Source organism: Pseudomonas sp. PSE1(2024), from assembly GCF_050990555.1.
GTDB lineage: Bacteria > Pseudomonadota > Gammaproteobacteria > Pseudomonadales > Pseudomonadaceae > Aquipseudomonas > Aquipseudomonas aphyarum.
The window spans coordinates 14,845-34,802 of the sequence record NZ_CP158967.1 but is presented as its reverse complement, the minus strand read 5'-3'; the positions used below and the strand labels follow the sequence as shown (position 1 = coordinate 34,802).

General features: G+C 61.0%; 19 protein-coding genes. 9 read left to right on the top strand and 10 right to left on the bottom strand.

What is annotated here, in order from left to right:
* Positions 1-41: 41 nt before the first annotated feature.
* From betC to ABTV87_RS00145, 3 genes are all read left to right on the top strand, one after another.
* A complete protein-coding gene (betC, locus tag ABTV87_RS00155; RefSeq protein ID WP_433898800.1) occupies positions 42-1,556 on the top strand; it encodes a choline-sulfatase in 1,515 nt (504 codons plus the stop codon).
* A gap of 16 nt (positions 1,557-1,572) precedes the next feature.
* Positions 1,573-2,490, top strand: coding sequence for a choline ABC transporter substrate-binding protein (gene choX / locus ABTV87_RS00150; protein ID WP_085606357.1), 918 nt, complete (start codon positions 1,573-1,575; stop codon positions 2,488-2,490).
* Between the two features lie 101 nt (positions 2,491-2,591).
* Positions 2,592-4,160 (top strand): SulP family inorganic anion transporter, encoded by a 1,569-nt coding sequence (locus ABTV87_RS00145; protein ID WP_433898799.1) that lies wholly within the window; start codon positions 2,592-2,594, stop codon positions 4,158-4,160.
* Positions 4,161-4,167: 7 nt separating this feature from the next.
* Here the strand turns inward: ABTV87_RS00145 and aroE are convergent, their stop codons facing one another.
* Together aroE and hemF are read right to left on the bottom strand one after the other, a co-directional pair.
* Positions 4,168-4,989 carry a shikimate dehydrogenase gene (gene aroE, locus ABTV87_RS00140; protein ID WP_433898798.1) on the bottom strand — a complete coding sequence of 274 codons (822 nt, stop codon included), beginning with the start codon at positions 4,987-4,989 and terminating at the stop codon, positions 4,168-4,170.
* Positions 4,990-4,998: 9 nt separating this feature from the next.
* A complete protein-coding gene (gene hemF, locus ABTV87_RS00135) occupies positions 4,999-5,913 on the bottom strand; it encodes an oxygen-dependent coproporphyrinogen oxidase (protein ID WP_433898797.1) in 915 nt (304 codons plus the stop codon).
* 147 nt (positions 5,914-6,060) lie between these two features.
* On the opposite strand from hemF, the gene ABTV87_RS00130 reads away from it, so the two are divergent.
* Positions 6,061-7,038: an NADPH:quinone reductase gene (locus ABTV87_RS00130; RefSeq protein ID WP_433898796.1), complete on the top strand. Its 978-nt coding sequence runs from the start codon at positions 6,061-6,063 to the stop codon at positions 7,036-7,038.
* Positions 7,039-7,061: 23 nt separating this feature from the next.
* Here the strand turns inward: ABTV87_RS00130 and ABTV87_RS00125 are convergent, their stop codons facing one another.
* From ABTV87_RS00125 to ABTV87_RS00090, 8 genes are all read right to left on the bottom strand, one after another.
* Entirely contained in the window at positions 7,062-8,351 is a 1,290-nt protein-coding gene (locus ABTV87_RS00125) for a phenylacetate--CoA ligase family protein (protein ID WP_433898795.1), read from the bottom strand.
* Positions 8,341-9,609 (bottom strand): aminotransferase class I/II-fold pyridoxal phosphate-dependent enzyme, encoded by a 1,269-nt coding sequence (locus tag ABTV87_RS00120; RefSeq protein WP_433898794.1) that lies wholly within the window; start codon positions 9,607-9,609, stop codon positions 8,341-8,343. Before ABTV87_RS00120 ends, ABTV87_RS00125 begins: the two co-directional genes overlap by 11 nt.
* Positions 9,606-10,700, bottom strand: coding sequence for a DUF3419 family protein (locus tag ABTV87_RS00115; RefSeq protein ID WP_433898793.1), 1,095 nt, complete (start codon positions 10,698-10,700; stop codon positions 9,606-9,608). Before ABTV87_RS00115 ends, ABTV87_RS00120 begins: the two co-directional genes overlap by 4 nt.
* Before the next feature lie 42 nt (positions 10,701-10,742).
* Entirely contained in the window at positions 10,743-11,477 is a 735-nt protein-coding gene (locus ABTV87_RS00110) for an iron-containing redox enzyme family protein (RefSeq protein ID WP_085606342.1), read from the bottom strand.
* Positions 11,455-12,126: a hypothetical protein gene (locus tag ABTV87_RS00105; protein WP_085606340.1), complete on the bottom strand. Its 672-nt coding sequence runs from the start codon at positions 12,124-12,126 to the stop codon at positions 11,455-11,457. The genes ABTV87_RS00110 and ABTV87_RS00105 overlap by 23 nt, the downstream gene beginning before the upstream one ends.
* Before the next feature lie 271 nt (positions 12,127-12,397).
* On the bottom strand, positions 12,398-12,955 hold the full coding sequence (locus ABTV87_RS00100) for an L-threonylcarbamoyladenylate synthase (RefSeq protein WP_007954101.1): 558 nt from the start codon (positions 12,953-12,955) through the stop codon (positions 12,398-12,400).
* Between the two features lie 54 nt (positions 12,956-13,009).
* On the bottom strand, positions 13,010-14,110 hold the full coding sequence (gene dprA / locus ABTV87_RS00095; protein ID WP_433898792.1) for a DNA-processing protein DprA: 1,101 nt from the start codon (positions 14,108-14,110) through the stop codon (positions 13,010-13,012).
* A 79-nt stretch (positions 14,111-14,189) separates the two neighbouring features.
* A complete protein-coding gene (locus tag ABTV87_RS00090) occupies positions 14,190-15,215 on the bottom strand; it encodes a LysM peptidoglycan-binding domain-containing protein (protein WP_007954103.1) in 1,026 nt (341 codons plus the stop codon).
* Positions 15,216-15,384: 169 nt separating this feature from the next.
* Between ABTV87_RS00090 and def the strand changes: the two genes are divergently transcribed.
* The 5 genes from def to ABTV87_RS00065 are packed head-to-tail and all read left to right on the top strand — an operon-like array spanning position 15,385 to position 19,948.
* Positions 15,385-15,891 (top strand): peptide deformylase, encoded by a 507-nt coding sequence (gene def / locus ABTV87_RS00085; protein ID WP_007954104.1) that lies wholly within the window; start codon positions 15,385-15,387, stop codon positions 15,889-15,891.
* A gap of 56 nt (positions 15,892-15,947) precedes the next feature.
* Positions 15,948-16,907, top strand: coding sequence for a methionyl-tRNA formyltransferase (gene fmt / locus ABTV87_RS00080; RefSeq protein WP_007954106.1), 960 nt, complete (start codon positions 15,948-15,950; stop codon positions 16,905-16,907).
* The gene (gene rsmB / locus ABTV87_RS00075; RefSeq protein WP_085606336.1) at positions 16,904-18,214 is read left to right on the top strand and encodes a 16S rRNA (cytosine(967)-C(5))-methyltransferase RsmB; all 1,311 of its coding nucleotides are present in this window, start codon (positions 16,904-16,906) and stop codon (positions 18,212-18,214) included. The genes fmt and rsmB overlap by 4 nt, the downstream gene beginning before the upstream one ends.
* Before the next feature lie 22 nt (positions 18,215-18,236).
* Positions 18,237-19,613, top strand: coding sequence for a Trk system potassium transporter TrkA (gene trkA, locus ABTV87_RS00070; RefSeq protein ID WP_085606334.1), 1,377 nt, complete (start codon positions 18,237-18,239; stop codon positions 19,611-19,613).
* Between the two features lie 20 nt (positions 19,614-19,633).
* Positions 19,634-19,948: a tetratricopeptide repeat protein gene (locus ABTV87_RS00065; protein WP_085606332.1), complete on the top strand. Its 315-nt coding sequence runs from the start codon at positions 19,634-19,636 to the stop codon at positions 19,946-19,948.
* Positions 19,949-19,958 lie beyond the last annotated feature (10 nt).

The following is a 19,958-nucleotide window of genomic DNA, read 5'->3' as shown; positions in this document are numbered from 1 at the left end:
GCAATGTCGCATAAATATTCACTATGGAATGCCGCGATCACATGAAGCGCAAGAACATTCTTTTCATCATGGCCGATCAAATGGCCGCGCCAATGTTGCCGTTCTACGGCCCGTCGCCGATCAAACTGCCGAACCTCAGCCGCCTCGCCGAACAAGGCGTGGTGTTCGATGCCGCCTACTGCAACAGCCCGCTGTGCGCACCCTCGCGTTTCACCCTGGTCAGCGGCCAGTTGCCGAGCAAAATTGGCGCCTACGACAACGCCGCTGATTTCCCCGCCGACATTCCAACTTACGCCCATTACCTGCGCCGCCTCGGTTACCGCACTGCGCTGTCGGGCAAGATGCATTTTTGCGGCCCCGATCAACTGCACGGTTACGAAGAGCGCCTGACCAGCGACATCTATCCGGCCGACTACGGCTGGGCGGTGAACTGGGACGAACCCGACGTGCGGCCGAGCTGGTATCACAACATGTCTTCGGTGTTGCAGGCCGGGCCGTGTGTGCGCACCAACCAGCTCGACTTCGACGAAGAGGTGGTGTTCAAGGCTCAGCAATACCTGTTCGATCATATTCGCGAGGACGGCGACCAGCCGTTCTGCCTGACCGTGTCGATGACTCACCCTCACGACCCGTACACGATTCCCAAGGCGTTCTGGGATTTGTATGACGATGCGGATATCCCGCTTCCGACGACGCCGGATCAGCATTCACTCGATCCGCATTCCCAACGTTTGCTCAAGGTTTACGACCTGTGGGATAAGCCGCTGCCTGTGGATAAAATTCGCGATGCGCGCCGGGCGTACTTCGGTGCTTGCAGCTATATCGACGCCAACGTCGGCAAACTTCTGCAAACCCTCGAAGATTGTGGGCTGACGGACGACACCGTCATCGTGTTCTCCGGCGACCATGGCGACATGCTGGGAGAGAAGGGCCTCTGGTACAAAATGCACTGGTACGAAATGGCCGCTCGTGTGCCCCTGTTGATAAGTGCACCCGGTCAGTTCAAATCGGGCCGTGTCAGCTCTGCCGTCTCCACCGCCGACCTGTTGCCGACCTTCGTCGAACTGGCCGGCGGCAGCCTGGAACCAAGTCTGCCGCTCGATGGCCGTTCGTTGGTGCCACATCTGCAAGGGCAGGGCGGTCATGACGAGGTGTTCGGCGAATACATGGCCGAAGGCACCGTCAGCCCGCTGATGATGATCCGCCGTGGCGCCTTCAAATTTATCTACAGCGAAACTGACCCTTGCCTACTCTTCGATGTGGATAACGATCCAAGCGAACAGGAAGAACTCAGCCAATCACCGCAACATCGCCAGCTGTTCGACGATTTTCTCGCCGAAGCACGGGCCAAGTGGGACATCCCGGCGATCCACCGCGATGTTCTTGAAAGTCAGCGCCGTCGGCGCTTCGTTGCCGAAGCGCTGACGATCGGCAAACTGAAGAGCTGGGATCACCAGCCGCTGGTGGACGCCAGTCAGCAGTACATGCGCAACCACATCGACCTCGATGACCTGGAGCGCAAGGCCCGTTATCCACAACCCTGCCAAAACCAATAACGTTAAGGGGAAGTCCATGGTCAAGTTATCCACAGTCGTGACGGTCAGTCTGCTGGCACTGGGCAGCGCATCCGCGTTCGCCGAGAGCTGCGACACGGTGAAAATGGCCGATCCCGGCTGGAGCGACATTGCCGCGACCAACGCCATCACCGGGTTTCTGCTGGAGGGCATGGGCTACAAGGCGAAGGTCGACACCCTCGCGGTGCCGATCACCTTCGGCGGCTTGAAGGACGGGCAGGTCGACGTGTTCCTCGGCAACTGGATGCCGGCGCAGCAGGGCTTCTACGACAAGTTCGTCGCCACGGGCGACGTCACCCAACTGGCGAAGAACCTCGACGGCACCGAGTTCACCCTGGCCGTACCGGATTACGTGTGGGACGCGGGTGTGCATAACTTTGCCGACCTGAATAAGTACGCCGATAAATTCGAAAAGAAGATTTACGGCATCGGCTCCGGCGCGCCAGCGAACATCTCGCTGCAAGAGATCATCAAGAAAAACGACTTCGACCTGGGCCAATGGAAGCTGATCGAGTCTAGCGAACAAGCGATGCTGGCCGAAGTCTCGCGGGCGGTGAAGAAACAGAAGTTCGTCACCTTCCTCGGCTGGACCCCGCACCCGATGAACGTGCAGCTGAAAATGCATTACCTCAAGGGCGGCGAGAAGTACTTTGGCGACACCGGCAGCGTCTACACCCTGACCCGCAAAGGCTACGCCGAGGCCTGTCCGAATGTGGGTAAGTTGCTGACCAATCTTGCGTTCACTCAGGAGATGGAGAACAGCATCATGGCCGAGGTGGTGAACAAGAAGGTCAGCAATGCGGAGGCGGTGAAGGCCTGGATCAAGGCGAATCCGGCGGTGCTGGACAAGTGGCTTGATGGTGTGAAGACCGTGGACGGCAAAGATGCGTTGCCGGCGGTTAAAGCCAAACTGTAACTGCGCGGCCGATCGTTCCCACGCTCTGCGTGGGAATGCCGCAATGGACGCTCCGCGTCCCGGGCTGCGTACAATGCGCAAAATTTCACCCGAGAGGATCCATGGCCCTCCCCAGCCGTCGCTCACTTTTCCCCTTCCTGACCTGGCTGCCCCGGCAGACCCGCGCCAGCGTCGGGCGGGACCTGGTCGTCGGCCTCAGCGGGGCGATTCTCGCGTTGCCCCAGTCGATTGCCTACGCGCTGATCGCCGGTCTCCCACCGGAATACGGGCTCTACGCTGCCATCGTCCCGGTGTTGATCGCCTGCCTGTGGGGCTCGTCGTGGCATCTGATCTGCGGCCCGACCGCGGCGATTTCGATTGTGCTGTTCGCCAGTGTCAGCCCGCTGGCCGTGCCTGCGTCACAGGACTACATCACCCTGATCCTGCTGCTGACCTTCCTCGCCGGGATTTTCCAGTGGCTGCTCGGGCTGTTGCGCTTCGGCGCGCTGGTAAATTTCGTCTCGCATTCCGTGGTGCTGGGTTTCACCCTCGGCGCGGCGGTGGTGATTGCCATCGGTCAATTGCCGAACCTGCTGGGACTGGATCTGCCGGCCAAGGCCACGGCGCTGGCCAGCCTGATGGATCTGCTGCGCCATCTCGGGGCTGTGGATAAACCGTCGCTGGTCCTCGGTGCGGCCACAGTGGTGGTCGGTGCGTTGCTCAAGCAATGGCTGCCACGCTGGCCGACACTGTTGATGACCTTGGTGCTCGGCAGTCTGGTGGTGTGGCTGTGGCCGGCGATGTTCGGCCATGTTCAATTGGTCAGCGCATTTGTCGGCCGCTTGCCGCCGTTCAGTGGATTGCCGCTGGATATGGATCTGATCCTGCGCCTGCTGCCCAGCGCCGTGGCGGTGGGTATGCTCGGGCTGGTCACCAGTCTGTCGATTGCCCGTTCGATATCCGCACGTTCGCAACAGTTGCTCGACGCCAATCAGGAAGTCCGCGCGCAGGGTCTTTCGAACATTGTCGGGGCGTTCTTTTCGGGATCGCTGTCCGCCGGCTCGTTCACCCGTTCCGGGCTGAGCTATGAGGCCGGGGCCTGTTCGCCACTGGCCGGGGTGTTTTCGGCGTTGTGGGTGGCACTGTTCGCGATTTTCGGTGCGGGGCTGATCGCGCACATTCCGATTCCGGCTATGGCCGGCAGCATTCTGCTGATCGCCTGGGGACTGGTGGATCATCGCGGCATTCGTGCGCTGCTGCGGGTGAGCCGGGCGGAATTTGTGGTGATGAGCCTGACCTGCGTCGCCACGTTGCTATTGGAATTGCAGACAGCGATCTATGCCGGTGTGCTGGCCTCGCTGTTTTTCTACCTCAAGCGTACTTCGCAGCCGAGGGTGCAGCACTGGCGCGATGGCGAGGACGATGTGTTGCGGGTCGGCGGGTCGATCTTTTTCGGCGCCAGCCACTACCTGCAAGTGCGCCTGCAACGGATGCACGGCGCGCGGGTGGTGATCGAGGCGCAGCAGATCAACTTCATCGACTATTCCGGCGTGGAAATGCTCCATCAGGAAGCCCGGCGCCTGTTGCGCCAGGATCGCAGCCTGACCTTGCGTCAGGCGCGACCGCAGGTGGTGGAGGAGTTGCGCAAACTCGAAGGGCCGGAGAAATGCCCGATCCGCTTCGAGGACTGAGGGCGCCTTACAGCGCCAACTGCCGACGCAATTCCGCCAGAACCGGCGCAGTGTCCGGACGCACGCCGCGCCACAGGAAGAAGGCTTCGGCAGCCTGCTCGGCCAGCATGCCCAAGCCGTCCATCACCACACCCGCGCCGTGCTCGCTGGCCCAGCGGCAGAATGCGGTCGGTTCCTTGCCGTACATCATGTCGTAGCACAGGGTCTTGCCCGGCTCGATCAGGCTTGGGGCAATCGGCGGCACGTCGCCGGTGAGACTGGCGGAGGTGGCGTTGATGATCACGTCCACCGGCTCGCGCAACCAGTCGTAACCGCTGGCCGATACTGGCCCCAGATCACAGAACAGTTCGGCCAGCAGCTCGGCCTTGTCCACTGTGCGGTTGGCGATGATCACCGAAGCCGGCTTCTCCGCCAGCAAAGGCTCCAGCGCACCGCGCACCGCGCCACCGGCGCCGAGCAGCAGAATGCGCTTGCCGGTGAGGCTGAACCCGGCGTTGACCGTCAGATCCCGCACCAGACCGGCGCCGTCGGTGTTATCGCCGAGCAGGCTGCCGTCGGCCAGTTTGCTCAGGGTGTTCACCGCACCCGCGCGTTCGGCGCGGGCGGTCAGGCTGTTGGCCAGACGATAAGCATCTTCCTTGAACGGCACGGTCACGTTTGCGCCGCGACCTTCCTGGAAAAACGCCGTGGCGCAGCCGGAAAAGTCCTCGAGCGGCGCCAGCAGGGTGCTGTAGTCGAGACTCTGCCTGGTCTGTTCGGCGAACAGTTTGTGAATCATCGGCGACTTGCTGTGGCCGATCGGGTTACCGAAAACGACGTAACGATCCATCAAAAGTCCTCAGGCCTGGGCCAGCCAGTCGCGGTCTTGCAGGAAGTACTCGGTCAGGCGTGCTTCTTCGCTACCCGGCTCGGCTTTCCAGTCGTAGGCCCAGCGCACTTGCGGCGGCAGCGACATCAGGATCGATTCGGTGCGCCCGCCCGACTGCAGGCCGAACAGGGTGCCACGGTCGTAAACCAGGTTGAACTCGACGTAGCGGCCGCGACGGAATTCCTGGAACTCGCGCTGCTTGGCGGTGAACGCATCGTTCTTGCGGCGCTGCACGATCGGCAGGTAAGCGTCTATGTACGCATCGCCGATGGCGCGCATGAAGGCGAAACTGGTGTCGAAGTCCCACTCGTTCAGGTCATCGAAGAACAGGCCGCCAATGCCACGCGGCTCGTGGCGGTGCTTGATATGGAAATAGGTATCGCACCAGGCCTTGTAGCGCGGGTAGACGTCCGGGCCGAACGGCGCGCAGGCCTGTTCGGCAACGCGGTGCCAGTGGATGCAGTCTTCTTCGTTGCCGTAGTACGGGGTCAGGTCGAAGCCACCGCCGAACCACCAGATCGGCTCTTCACCTTCCTTCTCGGCGATGAAAAAGCGCACGTTGGCGTGGGACGTCGGCACATGCGGGTTGTGCGGGTGGATCACCAGCGACACGCCAAGGGCTTCGAAACCACGCCCGGCCAGCTCCGGCCGATGGGCACTGGCGGACGGTGGCAGGCCACTGCCGAAGACGTGGGAAAAGTTGACGCCGCCCTTTTCGATCACCGTGCCGTTCTCGATCACCCGGGTCCGACCGCCACCGCCGGCCGGACGGGTCCAGGCGTCTTCGACGAAACGCGTGCCGCCGTCTTCAGTTTCCAGCGCGGCGCAGATGCGGTCTTGCAGGTCGAGCAGATAGGCCTTTACGGCGTCGGTGCGGGTCGTCATGGCTTCACCTTGGATCGGGCGGAACTGCGCGGCGCCCCGCGCAAATGGGCGCGTAGCATACCATCGCAAACCGGCACGCCGCAGTTGACGAAGATCAAGCATGAGCGTTCGATAGGGACCTTCCCAAATGACCCAAGGAGTAGGCAGATGGCCAAGCGAATCCAGTTCCGCGCCCACGGCGGCCCCGAAGTGCTCGAGTACGTTGACTATCAACCGGCCGAACCCGGTCCGCAGCAGGTTCGCGTGAGCAACAAGGCCATCGGCCTGAACTTCATCGACACCTACTACCGCAGCGGCTTGTACGCGCCACCGGCGTTGCCGTCGGGCGTGGGTGCGGAAGGCGCCGGTATTGTCGAGGCCGTGGGCAGCGAGGTCACCCGGTTCAAGGTCGGTGACCGCGTAGCTTATGGCAGCGGTCCGCTGGGTGCATACAGCGACGTCCACGTCCTGCCGGAAGCGAATCTGGTGCACCTGCCGGACGCCATCAGCTTCGAAACCGCCGCCGGCGTGATGCTCAAGGGCCTGACCGTGCAGTACCTGCTGCGCCAGACCTACGAACTGAAGGGTGGCGAAACCATTCTGTTCCACGCAGCGGCCGGGGGCGTCGGTTTGCTCGCCTGCCAATGGGCCAGAGCCCTGGGCGTGAAGCTGATCGGCACCGTCAGCTCAAAAGCCAAAGCCGATCTGGCCAAGGCCCATGGCGCCTGGGAAACCATCGACTACAGCCACGAAAACGTCGCCCAACGGGTGCTGGAATTGACCGACGGGAAAAAAGTCCCGGTGGTCTACGACGGCGTCGGCAAGGACACCTGGCCGGCTTCGCTGGACAGCGTGGCGCCCCGTGGCCTGCTGGTGAGCTTCGGCAATGCGTCGGGCGCGGTGGACGGCGTGAATCTGGGGATTCTGGCGGCGAAAGGTTCGCTCTACGTCACCCGGCCGACCCTGGCGACCTACGCCAACAACGCCGAAAACCTGCAGCGCATGGCCGACGAACTGTTCGGGATGATCACCAGCGGCAAGCTGAAAGTGGATATCAGCCAGCGTTATCCACTGGCTGACGCGGCCAAAGCGCAGACCGAGCTGTCGGCGCGGCGAACCACGGGCTCCACTGTCCTGCTGCCCTGACCACCGATGACCTCGTCCCATCGTCATGACGGTGCCGGGGTCTGTTCAAACGTCACAAAAAACGGCGTCTTGCCGGCCAGGGTGGTTTCGAACTCCTGACGAGCAAGACGCTTCACCTCCAGCCCCAGCACACCGGGCAACCTGAGCAATGCGCTGGCCTGTCCTTCGACCTGCAACGCATCTTCAATGACGCTTCGTGTGTCGACTGTCAGTGTGTCCTCGGCGATGACCAGACGCATGCGTGCTCCCTCGGGCCGTCGATCAATCTGCACCTGGACATCGGTGGCCTGCAACTGCGGCAAGAGCTGCCGGAGTACGTGCAATACCTGTGACTGAGTGATGATCGCGCCACCCAGCTTGATCGATGACTCGACCCGCCCCTCAAGGGCCAGAACCGGCATGGAACTGCCACAGGCACACTTCTTTACTGTGCGCAGGACTCGCCCACGATCCCCGATCCGGTAGCGCAACAGCGGCACGTGATCGGGCAGCAGTGGCGTCAGTAAAAACTCACCGGTTTGCTCTTGAGCCACAGCTTGGAGGGTCAGCGGATCAACAACTTCGAGCAGCATGGCGTCGGCATGCAGGTGATAAAAACCGTGCTCCAGATGGGCGCACTGAAAACCGATGGGGCCGGTCTCCGTCGAGCTGTAGCCCAACGAGCGGATCTTCAGCGCCGGCCAGTCCCGGGCCAATTGGTCGCGCAGCGTTTTACTAGAAGGTTCTCCAATGTAGTAGAGCCACTTCAGGCTGCCCAATCCGGCTGTTTCATGATTGAACAAAGCAGCGGCGAAGGAGGGTGTGCATATCAACGCATCGGCCTTGTGTGTCTGAATCAGCTCGGCGACGCGCTGCACGCCCATCTGTGAACCGGCAGGCAACAAGCGTGCGCCAATGTGCTGGACGATGGCTGACGCGTATTGAAAAGCACCCTGCATTTCCCCGGCCGTCAGGCAGTTGATGACCGATTCAGGTCGTTCGTCCGTCACCCCGAACATCCGTGCTCCCAAGGGCACGATTGCAGCGTTGAACGCCCAGGAATGGCTGATCTGTTTGCGATTGCCGGTGCTGCCTCCCGAGGTCAGGGTCAGCCCGCCACCCGGTGCTCGATGTGAAGCTTCACCGAGCGCGGAAAACAGCCCGCCGCCGGACTCGTCTTCCACCGCCAGAACCGGCAATCGATGCAAATCGGCCAATCCCTGTACTTCAAGGATTCGCGGATACAGCGCATGGAACCATGGCAGTGAACGCGCGTGAGCCAATTTACGCGCGAAGGCCTCGGCCGATACATCCGTGACGAGTTCATTGCTCATGGCCGCGCCCTCCCTGACGAATGCCCAGCTCATCGAATCCGCTACGGACGGCGTTCGCCAGAGACTCCAACTGGTGCTGACTGTGGCTCGCGCTGATGGCCAGACGCAAAATCGCCTCGCCCTTGGCCACCACCGGAAACAACGCGGTAGTGACCGCCATACCTTGCCGGCGCAAATGCTGCGCCAGGCTGATCGCATCTCTCTCGGCCCCGACGCGGATAAAACGAATGGGGGACGCGACGTGATGATTGCCCAGCACTGGCCCCAGCAAACGGTCGATCGTGGCGATATTTCTCCACAACGCCACCTGCAACTGACCCAGTTCCGGCGACAAATGAATTTTCCCCGAAGCGACTGCCGCGCCCACCCCGCCAACGGACAATGGTCCGCCAAACGTATAGGTCGATGCATGGCGCCGAATCATCTCCGCATCGGCTTCGGTGCGCACAGTAATCGCCCCACCGGTTGCGCCGAAGGCCTTGGACAACGACGACAGCAGGATCAGCCGGCCACGCTGTCGTTCATCCGCCGCGTCCAGCGCGTAACCACCTCCGGCCACGCCATGGATCGAGGTACCGTGGGCGTCATCCGCATAGAGATAACCGTCGAAACGCTCCGCCAGTTGCAGCAGGCGATTGATCGGGTACACACCGCGCATCGAGCCAATGCTATCGGTCAGGATGATGGGCGTATTACCCGCCGCGACTGCCGTCGAGCACGCTTCTTCCACCTGCTCTACATCGCTGCAATCGCGGCGCTGTATCGGCCCGAATTGCCAGAGAATGCCTTGCAGCACTTGCATCGAAGCATGAGCGCCACGGTCGACAATCCAGCACGGGCCACGACGCATGGGATACGAAGGCATCTCACCGGAGCCGAGCAGCGGCAGACAGCCAAGATGCGCACTGCCCACCGAGTTGAAGGTGACCGAATGCCCCTGAAATATCCGGTTCAGCAGTTCATCCAGCTCACGCATGGGTGGCAACAGCGCTCGGGTTCGTGCGGCGGCGAACTGCACGCCGAAGGACTCGACGGAGTGCATCGCCTCCTGAATCAAGCGAGGATCACACTCCAGTCCCAGATAAGAACACGAGAGAAACTCGGTCAGCCGCTCGCCGCTTTCGAGTTCGATCTCTTTGCCTTCACGTTTAGCCAGTTTCAGCCCATTCAGCCCCGCATCGAATAACTGCTGCTGATCGTCACGCGCTTGCCGGACACGGTTTTTGACCCAATTGACGGTCGGTTGAAAAGTGTTCATCGGGATACCTGCAAAGAGGGTGTGCGGCGATAGACCTGGACATGCCAGAGCTGGGTTTTTTCTCGCGCAATGTCTGCCTGGTACTGTTGGGTGATGTCGCAGAAACCTGCGCAATCGGGCCGCACCACATGCAAATGCCCCCGCATGACCACTTGTGCGTTTTCCGACAGAGCTGGAGCCAGGCGCTGCAGGACATTTTTTCCGGCCGCTTCGGGCATAAAGGAAGGCACGTCCGACAGCGATACGAAATCGATGGCTGTTTCCCCGGCAACACAGTCGAGGATGTCGGCCTGCACCACACGTAACTCGCACTGCTGAAGTCCCTCACGAGCCCGCTGGAAAATTGCAGGATCGCACTCCAGCGGAAAGCCTTGTGGATAACGCAGCTCACCGAAAAACAGCATTTGCAGGAAAAAGCTCTCGCGGACCACCTGAGTGGTGAACAACGTATGGAAAATTTCCAGATACGCCGCGCGGGAGCTGATCCCCAGGTTGTTGGGTGGAAACGCGCCTTTGTACAGCAGCGAATTGAGGACTGCTGCGTTTCCCAGCAAAGCGATCACGGCTTTCCAGCGCTTGAGCGGAAAGCGGTTTCGGTAATATTCCGTTTGCTCCTCGAGCTGGCTGAACTGAAAAATGCCCCGGCCAGCCTTGCCGGTAAACAGTCCGGTGATCTTCGCCAACCGCTTCAAGGTCTGCTCGAATGCGCCCATGTAAATCGGTGCTTCCCAACGTCGGAACTGGAAGAACGCGGAAAGCCAGCGACGATCCGTCGGTGGTAAAACCAGTTGCTGGAAAATGGAGCGGCGTCGCGCCCGCATACTTTCCATTCGATAGCCCATGAACGCCATGAACGACTCGTGATCAGTCTGTTCCAGCAGGGCAAAACGCAATCGGGTAAACGTCAGTTGCGGCGCGCTGATATCGGTACAGGTCATGCGTGCCGGGGCGGCGGCCAATAACGGCAACAGCCGGCCGCCGCATCCGGCGATACCCAGCACGTGCCTGGCATGTCTGGGCAGGATCGCGTACTCAAGCGCGGTGTCCTCATCCCCGAGCGTGTAGTTGAGCCGGTCGAAATAATCAGCCATGTCTGCCTCCAACCATCTGATCTGAACATGGGCGGACGGCCTTCATTGGTTGTCCAGCGCATGGAGGAAGTCGTATCGGGGTGCCAACCCGTTTTGCCAGGCCTCGAACTGCTCGTAAACCGCCTCGAGCATGTTGCCGGTCAGGCGCAGGCTGGTTTCCATGACAGTGCTAATCGCATCCCAGTCCTCCTGACGTTTGCAGGTGCGCTGCAGCATCAATTTGATTTCGTTGAAGTGCTCGATATCAATGTCGGAATGCGCAATGAAGAAAGTCAGTTGAGCGGGTTTGAGCGCCAGTGTTTCACTCAGGCTATCAATGAGAGGAGTAATGAACTGATAGGCATTTTCTGCCCAATAACTATAACCAAGCCGTTGTAACGGGTTACCGGTAAAGGAAATCCAATATAAATAAGCGATCAGCACATCAGTGGCCGGTAGTGCAGGCGGAATATCAAACACTTCATTCTTCAAACCAAGGCTCATGACATCATGCAGTGCCATTTTTTCATGACCGACTTCCTGTGCCGCATGTTCAAAGCAGAACTTGGCATACACCGGATTATCCGCATGTCTAACACCCACCAGTCCTTGATTTCGCGCATTGTGCGCCGTGTAGTGAAAAGTCTGGATCATATAGATCGCATATAAGGCTCTTGAAACGCTACCTTCGCGGATGGCATTCACCAACCGCGAACTTTCCAGAATATCGGCCCATGACTTTTCGATTCGCTCATCGAGCAGGCTTAATTGTTGTTCAAAACTGAGAGGCGTATTCATCAACGGAGTTCTCCAATGGGTTGGCGAGCAGGTGGGCGGACTGTTGAAGTGCTGTGAGGATTTGCTGCCATTGAGCCGAGAGCAGCCAGTAATCGCCGCGTTGGCGCTGTTCGATGCGAAGGGCGTCGGTGGTGATGGGCGTCAGGCCGAAGCGCTGGAACAGTCGCCGCTGCGGTGATCGGCAGAGCGCGGTAACGCCCTCATAACCCCGCGTGACCGCCCATTCCGTGGCAGCGGCCAGCAGGCCGTTGATCGACATGGGGAACTGAGTTTGCGAGTGACTGATCAAGCGACTGAACTCGACATGGCGCGACAGCGTCGTGGCGGGAGACAGTTGCTGCTGCGCCAGTGAGGCCCATTCGAACGGCGCAGGGGTCACTCTCAATACGGCCGTGGGCCTGTCGTGCTGATACAACAGAAAGTGGGTACTGCGCGAAATAATCGCCAGGCGTGTTTCAAGTGACCTGGCTCTGGGTGTCAACATGTAGTGTTGCAATCGCAATCGAAAATGACGGGAAACAAACCGTTCAAACTCTCGTGTGTCTGATCCTGCTTCAAGAATAACGATGCGATAGTTTTCATGACGCCTTTTAAAGGTCGTCTGAATCTCCTGCAGATAATCCGTTAATTGCGAATCCCTGATATCCATTTCTTCTCCGCAGCCGTTAACTTTTCGAAGTTTTCTGAGCGCATTGAAATAATGAATGGTTTTAGAAAAATCGCCACTGTGTGGCTTCTGAGAATAACGTCGGAAAAATTACAACAATTGAATACTTAAAGATTCATCTGACGTAGAAAGGAAAAATTCAAACAAAACGCGGGGCTATAACTTCAGTTAAATGAAGGAAAAATCGCAGGCACGCGTAGTACCCCTCGCCGTGAAAGCCGAGGAGTACTCACGAAATTAACCAAGGGTGGTATCAGGCCGGGCGCACGATATTGCCGGTGGCCAGATCCCGAATCAGACTCGGGTTCTTGCGACCGCCAAGCGCTCCGCCGAGCACCAGATCGACCTGACCTCGGAAATATTGCTCGACCCGCAAGCGACTCTTCGCCGCCGGCCGCCCCTGCGGATTGGCCGACGTCGAAATCAACGGCCCTACCAGCGAGCACAGATCCCGCACCTGCGGATGATCGCTGACCCGCAGTGCCACGGTGTCATGCACCCCGGTCACCCACTCCGGCAGCAGGTTCTGGTGCGGCACCAGCCAGGTGTTCGGGCCCGGCCAGGTGCTGGCCATGCGGTCGATCCAGTCCTGGGGGAAATCCTCGAACAGAAAATCGAACTGACGAATGTTGTCGGCGACCAGGATCAAGCCCTTATCCACCGAACGGTTCTTGATCGCCAGCAGGCGATCCACCGCTTCTTCATTCCAAGGATCGCACCCCAGCCCCCAGACGGCTTCGGTTGGATAGGCAATCACCGCCCCGGCGCGAATCTCTCGTGCGGCTTGTTGCACACGCCAACTGTTGACCATGAAAAACTCTCCGCAAACAGGTTTCGCGCAGTTTACCGATCTTCAATGTAAAACCTAGCTCACGCGCGCAAACCAGCGGCCGTTTTCGCACACCGCGCGGCCATCCATCTCCAGTTCGGTCAGCGCCGCCAGCACTTTGGGCAGCGCCCAGCCACTGCTGTCGGCCAGGCCCTCGCTGGTGTGCGGCGCCGCGTGCAGCAAGGTCAACAACGGGTTCTCCGGATTCGCTGCGTCGGTGGATACCGGCAGATGCTGCCAGCCGCGCAGGGCTTCGAGAATGTGCTCGATGGTTTCCACCAGCACGGCGCCGTCACGGATCAGTTGATGACAGCCCCGGGCGCCGGGGTGATGAATCGAACCCGGAATGGCGTAAACCTCGCGACCCTGTTCTGCCGCCAGCCGCGCAGTGATCAACGAACCGCTGGCAACGCTGGCCTCGACCACCAGCACGCCGAGGGACAAACCGCTGATGATCCGGTTGCGTCTCGGGAAGTTGCTCGCCGTCGGCCCGGTGTCCAGAGGGAATTCCGAAAGCACCGCACTGCCGGACGCAATCATCGCGTCCGCCAGCCGTCGGTTGCGCTGTGGATAAAAGTTTTCCAGACCGGTACCGAGCACGCCGACCGTTTGCCCGCCGACGTCGACAGCGGCTTGATGCGCCGCCGCATCGATGCCCAGCGCCAGGCCACTGGTGATGACAAATCCGGCCCCCGCGAGACTGCGGGAAAATGCAGCAGCGGTGTCCATACCCGGGCGAGAGGCGCGGCGACTGCCGACCATCGCCAGCTGCGGTTTTTCCAGAATCCGTGGGTCGCCAGCGACGAACAGCAGGGGCGGTGGATCGGGAATCTGCGCCAACAAAGCCGGATAATCCGGGTGATCCCACATCAGCAAATGTTGATCCGGACGCTCTAGCCAGCGCAATGCGTGGCTGGCGCCGTCGCGAACTTCAGGGCAGCGTCGGGCCTCGGCGCTGGCCGCCGGCAAACCCAGCGAGCGCCAGGCACTGGCGGGAGCGCTGATAGCCTTTGAGGCAGAGCCGAAGGCTTCGAGCAGTTTGGTGAAACGCTTGGGACCGATTTCCGGCAAGCGGTGCAGGCGCAAGCGCGCTTCCAGTTCCGCCGGGGAAGCCGACGCAGAGACAGGCATCATCATGGATCATCCTTGATCGTTATAAGGCCCGAACCTTTCGGAACAAGCTGTGGATAACTCTGTTGGTAACTTGTGAAGCCAGCTAAGGATTTCGCACCTTGTCCAGCACCGCGAGCGAGCGCGATGCGTTCAGCACGAGGCCGTAACTGAGTTTGTCGTAGGTGCGGAACACCATCAGCAATCCGGCACGTTCATCCGGGATTTTCAGGGGCTGACCGGTGATCCGGTCACGCACGGTTTCGCCGGTTTTCATCACCACCAGCACGTTGCCCTCGGCCAGGCCGTCGCGTTTGCCCTTGTTCAGGGTCACCACGTCCATCGCGCCGATCTGTGTGACGCCGCGCGGCACATCGATGATCAGGCCGTTGATGTCGGTGGTGGGAGCGCTGGGCATGAAGGTCGAGTTGATCGAACGCTCTTCGCCGCTGAACAAGCGGTCGCCGAGGCGTACTTCCTGGGTCGTGCGTTGCAGGGCGAGGGTGGCGACGTCGCCTTCGGTGGCGACGATTTCACCACCGCCGATGTCGTCGGCGTTGATCCCCAGAAACTCCTTGCTCTGCGGATCGGTGTAGACCTTGCCCTGGCGGAAGATGCCGTAGACCGGCTGGTTCGGGTCGAAATGGCCACGGGCGAAGATCCGGTCGCCGGTGCCGCTGAGCACGCGCTCGGCGTCGCCGGCGACGATGTACGGCGCCTTGTCGAAGTCCTCGACCTTGTCGACGATGCGGTTGCTCAGCAGAAAGCTGTTGATGGATTTGAGCGGAATGCTCGGAATCGCCTCGGCTACCGGACTGGTACGGATGCGTGGCGACAACTTGATGGTGCCGCGCGACTCGCCGCGATTGACGGTCAGGCGCGGCTGACCGTTGACGTAACTGAGCGTCAGCGTGTCGCCCGGATAGATCAGGTTAGGGTTTTCGATCTGCGGATTGGCCCGCCACAGCTGCGGCCACTGCCAGGGTTCGCGCAAATATTTACCGGAGATGTCCCAGAGCGTATCCCCCGAAACCACCGTGTATTGCTGTGGAAAACCTTCCTTGAGTTGCACTTGCCCGTGCGCGGCGCCGGCCGAGGCCAGAAACAGCAGGGCGAGTAGTGATTTCCTCATGCGGTGAATCCCTTTATTATGTGCGTTCGCGTGAAACGCCAGAGCCCCCGTGGCTCGCTCCCTGCTCTATGCTGAAAATCAAGGAGCTACGTTTCACAACGGTAGCCTGCATCTTCGGACCCGCCAGGCCATCGCCCGACTTTACCTCACACGTGCAGCAATCAAGCTTATGGCCATTTTGAACATCCTCGAATTTCCGGACCCGCGTCTGCGCACTATCGCCAAACCTGTGGCTGTAGTGGACGACGAAGTGCGTCAGCTGGTCGATGACATGTTTGAAACAATGTATGAAGCGCCGGGCATCGGCCTTGCCGCGACCCAGGTCAACGTGCACAAACGTATCGTCGTGATGGACCTTTCCGAAGACCGCACCGAACCGCGGGTGTTCATCAACCCCGAGTTCGAATCGCTGACCGACGAAATGGAGCAATACCAGGAAGGCTGCCTCTCGGTGCCGGGTTTCTACGAAAACGTCGACCGCCCGCAGAAGGTCAAGATCAAGGCTCTGGACCGTGACGGCAAGCCTTATGAACTGATCGCCGAAGGCCTGCTCGCGGTGTGCATCCAGCACGAATGCGACCACCTCAACGGCAAGTTGTTCGTCGATTACCTGTCCACGCTCAAACGCGACCGGATCAAGAAGAAACTGGAAAAGCAGCACCGCCAGAACGCTTGATGCCCCTCTCCAAAGGCTTGCTGCGGCAAGCCTTTTTCTTTTTATGAGACTCCCCCATGACTGAGCCACTGCGCATCGTTTTTGCCGGCACCCCGGAATTCGCCGCCGAACACCTCAAGGCCCTGCTGGACAGCCCTTACGAGATCGTTGCGGTCTACACCCAACCGGATCGCCCGGCCGGTCGTGGGCAAAAACTGATGCCGAGCCCGGTCAAACAGTTAGCGTTGGAAAACAATATCCAGGTGTTGCAGCCGCCGACCCTGCGCAACGCCGACGCTCAGGCCGAGCTCGCTGCACTGAAGCCTGACTTGATGGTGGTGGTCGCCTACGGCCTGATCCTGCCGCAAGCGGTGCTGGATATTCCGCGCCTGGGTTGCATCAACAGCCACGCCTCGCTGCTGCCACGCTGGCGCGGTGCGGCGCCGATCCAGCGTGCTGTGGAAGCGGGCGACGCCGAAAGCGGCGTGACCGTGATGCGCATGGAGGCCGGCCTTGATACCGGGCCGATGCTGCTCAAGGTCGTGACCCCGATCAGCGCCGAAGACACCGGCGGCAGCCTCCATGATCGCCTAGCCGAAATGGGCCCGCCCGCCGTGGTGCAGGCGATTGCCGGTCTGGCCGCCGGCACCCTGGAAGGCGAAGTGCAGAATGATGAACTCGCCACCTACGCGCACAAACTGAACAAGGACGAAGCGCGCATCGACTGGAGCCGCCCGGCCGTTGAGCTGGAACGTCTGGTCCGTGCCTTCAATCCATGGCCGATCACCCACAGCACGCTCAACGGAGAAGCGCTGAAAGTGCTGGCGGCGACACTCGCCGAGGGTAAAGGCGCACCGGGCACGATTCTCGGCGCCAGCAAGGACGGTCTGCTTGTCGCCTGTGGCGAACAGGCGCTGTGCCTGACCCGCCTGCAATTGCCCGGCGGCAAGGCGCTGAACTTCAGCGATCTGTTCAACAGCCGTCGTGAGAAATTCGCCACCGGCATCGTGCTGGGCGCAGCGGTGGACGCGCAATGAACCCGCGTCTGGCCGCCGCCAAGGCACTCGCCGCTGTCCTCAGCGGCAAGGCTTCGCTCAACAGCTCCCTGCCGACGCAACTGGACAAGGTCGAAGATCGCGATCGCGGTTTCACCCAGGACCTGGCGTTCGGCACCGCCCGTTGGCAGCCACGCTTGTCGGCGCTGGCGGAAAAACTGCTGCAGAAGCCGTTCAAGGCTGCCGACGCCGATGTCGAGGCATTGCTGCTGGTCGGCCTCTATCAACTGCTCTACACCCGCGTCCCGCCGCACGCCGCCATTGGCGAAACCGTCGGTTGCGCCGACAAGCTGAAAAAGCCGTGGGCCAAGGGCTTGCTCAACGCCGTACTGCGCAATGCCCAGCGCGAACATGAGGCGATCTTCGCCGAACTGGAACGCGATCCGGTGGTGCGCACCGCCCACCCGCGCTGGCTGCAAAAATCCCTGAAGGCCTTCTGGCCTGAGCAATGGGAAGCCATCTGCGAAGCCAACAACGCGCATCCGCCGATGATTCTGCGGGTCAACCGCCGTCATCACAGCCGTGACGCGTACCTGGGTCTGCTGACTGAAGCCGGGATCGCCGCGCAGCCGTGCACTTTCAGCCGCGACGGCATCGTGCTGGATGCTGCTGCCGATGTGCGCAGCCTGCCGGGTTTCGCCGAAGGCTGGATCAGCGTGCAGGACGAAGCCGCGCAACTGGCCGCCGACCTGCTCGACCTCGCGCCGGGCCAGCGAGTGCTGGACGCCTGCTGCGCGCCTGGCGGCAAGACGTGCCACATCCTCGAAGCCGAACCGGCACTGGCCGGCGTGGTGGCGGTGGATCTGGAAGCCAAGCGTCTGGTGCGGGTGAAAGAAAACCTCGAACGCCTCGGTCTGAATGCTGAACTGATCGCCGCCGACGGTCGCGACACGGCAGCCTGGTGGGACGGCAAGCCGTTCCAGCGCATCCTGCTTGACGCGCCGTGCTCGGCCACCGGGGTGATCCGCCGTCACCCGGACATCAAGCTGACCCGTCAGGCCGACGACATCGCCGCCCTCGCGCAACTGCAAGGCGAACTGCTCGACGCGATGTGGAAAACCCTCGAAGTGGGCGGCATCCTGCTGTACGCCACCTGCTCGACCTTGCCGACCGAGAACACCGAAGTGATCGCCGCGTTCCTTGAGCGTACGCCGGGCGCACGGGAGCTGGATCTGGCCACCGCCGCCGGGATCAAGCAGCCCCATGGTCGCCAATTGCTGGCCCGGCAGGGCGGGCATGACGGGTTCTACTACGCCAAGCTGATCAAGATCGCTGCCGCGCGCGGCTAAACGGATTCAATGGAGTGACTGGATGAAAATCATCATCCTCGGTGCGGGACAGGTCGGCGGTTCGCTGGCTGAACATCTGGCCAGCGAGGCCAACGACATCACGGTGGTCGACACTGACGGCGACCGTCTGCGCGATCTTGGCGATCGCCTCGACATCCGCACCGTGCAGGGCCGTGGCTCGTTGCCGAACATTCTGCGTCAGGCCGGTGCCGACGACGCCGACATGCTGGTCGCGGTGACCAACAGCGACGAAACCAACATGGTCGCCTGCCAGGTCGCCCACACCCTGTTCCACACCCCGACCAAGATTGCCCGGGTGCGCGAAGCGTCGTACCTGACCCGCGAGGAGCAACTGTTCCAGAACGAGGCGATTCCGGTAGACGTGCTGATCAGTCCCGAGCAGGTCGTCACCAACTACATCAAGCGTCTGATCCAGCATCCCGGCGCCTTGCAGGTGATCGACTTCGCCGAAGGCCAGGCGCAACTCGTCGCGGTGCGCGCTTATTACGGCGGACCGCTGGTGGGGCAGCAACTGCGCCAGCTGCGCGAACACATGCCGAACGTGGAAACGCGAGTGGCCGCGATTTTCCGTCGTGACCGACCGATTCTTCCCCAGGGCGATACGGTGATCGAGGCGGACGACGAAGTCTTCTTCATCGCCGCCCGTGCGAACATTCGAGCCGTGATGAGCGAAATGCGCCGGCTCGATGAAAGCTACAAGCGCATCGTCATCGCCGGCGGCGGGCAGATCGGCGAGCGGCTGGCCGAGGCCATCGAAAGCCGTTATCAGGTGAAGATCATCGAGATGAACCCGGCGCGCTGCCGCTACCTCTCCGACACCCTCGACAGCACCGTGGTGCTGCAGGGCAGCGCGTCGGATCGCGACTTGCTGCTGGAAGAGAACATCGCCGACGCAGACATCTTCCTTGCCCTGACCAACGATGACGAAGCCAACATCATGTCGTCGCTGCTGGCCAAGCGTCTGGGCGCGAAGAAGGTGATGACGATCATCAACAACCCGGCCTACGTCGACCTGATCCAGGGCGGCGACATCGACATCGCCATCAGCCCGCAACTGGCGACCATCGGCACCTTGCTGGCCCACGTGCGGCGCGGCGATATCGTCAGCGTGCACTCATTGCGTCGGGGCGCGGCGGAGGCCATCGAAGCAGTTGCTCATGGCGACTCGAAGTCGAGCAAGGTCATCGGCAAGGCCATCGAAAACATCGCGCTGCCGCCGGGGACCACCATCGGCGCGATCATCCGCGATGAAGAAGTGATCATTGCCCACGACGACACGGTGATTGCAGCGGGCGACCATGTGATTCTGTTCCTTGTGGATAAAAAGCATATTCGCGATGTGGAGAAGCTGTTCCACGTGGGCCTGAGTTTCTTCTGACCGACCAAGAGGCGAGACCGATGATCGAATCCCTGGAAAAAATGCTCGCCAAGGGTGTGGATAACTCGCTGCTGCGCTTCGGCCTCGGCAAGGGTTATCTGGATCTGGGGGAGAACGCGAAGGCAGCCGAGCATTTCCAGCGTTGCGTCGGCTTCGATCCGAAATACTCGGCGGCGTGGAAATTATTGGGAAAGGCGCAGTTGGCGCTTGGGGATCTGCCAGCGGCACGACAGGCATGGGAGCAGGGGCTCGAAGCGGCCCGGGTCCATGGCGACAAGCAGGCCGAGAAGGAAATGACGGTGTTTCTGAAGAAGCTCGAACGGCAGAAGCCGTGACGGCTGTGGA

Bases quoted from the DNA above. Each gene is read 5' to 3' on its own strand.
- betC (WP_433898800.1), top strand. From the start codon at position 42: ATGAAGCGCAAGAACATTCTTTTCATCATGGCCGATCAAATGGCCGCG.
- dprA (WP_433898792.1), bottom strand. From the start codon at position 14,110: ATGATGATGCCTGTCTCTGCGTCGGCTTCCCCGGCGGAACTGGAAGCG.
- fmt (WP_007954106.1), top strand. From the start codon at position 15,948: ATGACTGAGCCACTGCGCATCGTTTTTGCCGGCACCCCGGAATTCGCC.
- ABTV87_RS00065 (WP_085606332.1), top strand. From the start codon at position 19,634: ATGATCGAATCCCTGGAAAAAATGCTCGCCAAGGGTGTGGATAACTCG.
- aroE (WP_433898798.1), bottom strand. From the start codon at position 4,989: ATGGATCGTTACGTCGTTTTCGGTAACCCGATCGGCCACAGCAAGTCG.
- ABTV87_RS00110 (WP_085606342.1), bottom strand. From the start codon at position 11,477: ATGAATACGCCTCTCAGTTTTGAACAACAATTAAGCCTGCTCGATGAG.
- def (WP_007954104.1), top strand. From the start codon at position 15,385: ATGGCCATTTTGAACATCCTCGAATTTCCGGACCCGCGTCTGCGCACT.
- ABTV87_RS00130 (WP_433898796.1), top strand. From the start codon at position 6,061: ATGGCCAAGCGAATCCAGTTCCGCGCCCACGGCGGCCCCGAAGTGCTC.
- ABTV87_RS00100 (WP_007954101.1), bottom strand. From the start codon at position 12,955: ATGGTCAACAGTTGGCGTGTGCAACAAGCCGCACGAGAGATTCGCGCC.
- ABTV87_RS00105 (WP_085606340.1), bottom strand. From the start codon at position 12,126: ATGGATATCAGGGATTCGCAATTAACGGATTATCTGCAGGAGATTCAG.
- trkA (WP_085606334.1), top strand. From the start codon at position 18,237: ATGAAAATCATCATCCTCGGTGCGGGACAGGTCGGCGGTTCGCTGGCT.
- choX (WP_085606357.1), top strand. From the start codon at position 1,573: ATGGTCAAGTTATCCACAGTCGTGACGGTCAGTCTGCTGGCACTGGGC.
- ABTV87_RS00115 (WP_433898793.1), bottom strand. From the start codon at position 10,700: ATGGCTGATTATTTCGACCGGCTCAACTACACGCTCGGGGATGAGGAC.
- ABTV87_RS00120 (WP_433898794.1), bottom strand. From the start codon at position 9,609: ATGAACACTTTTCAACCGACCGTCAATTGGGTCAAAAACCGTGTCCGG.
- rsmB (WP_085606336.1), top strand. From the start codon at position 16,904: ATGAACCCGCGTCTGGCCGCCGCCAAGGCACTCGCCGCTGTCCTCAGC.
- ABTV87_RS00125 (WP_433898795.1), bottom strand. From the start codon at position 8,351: ATGAGCAATGAACTCGTCACGGATGTATCGGCCGAGGCCTTCGCGCGT.
- ABTV87_RS00090 (WP_007954103.1), bottom strand. From the start codon at position 15,215: ATGAGGAAATCACTACTCGCCCTGCTGTTTCTGGCCTCGGCCGGCGCC.
- ABTV87_RS00145 (WP_433898799.1), top strand. From the start codon at position 2,592: ATGGCCCTCCCCAGCCGTCGCTCACTTTTCCCCTTCCTGACCTGGCTG.
- hemF (WP_433898797.1), bottom strand. From the start codon at position 5,913: ATGACGACCCGCACCGACGCCGTAAAGGCCTATCTGCTCGACCTGCAA.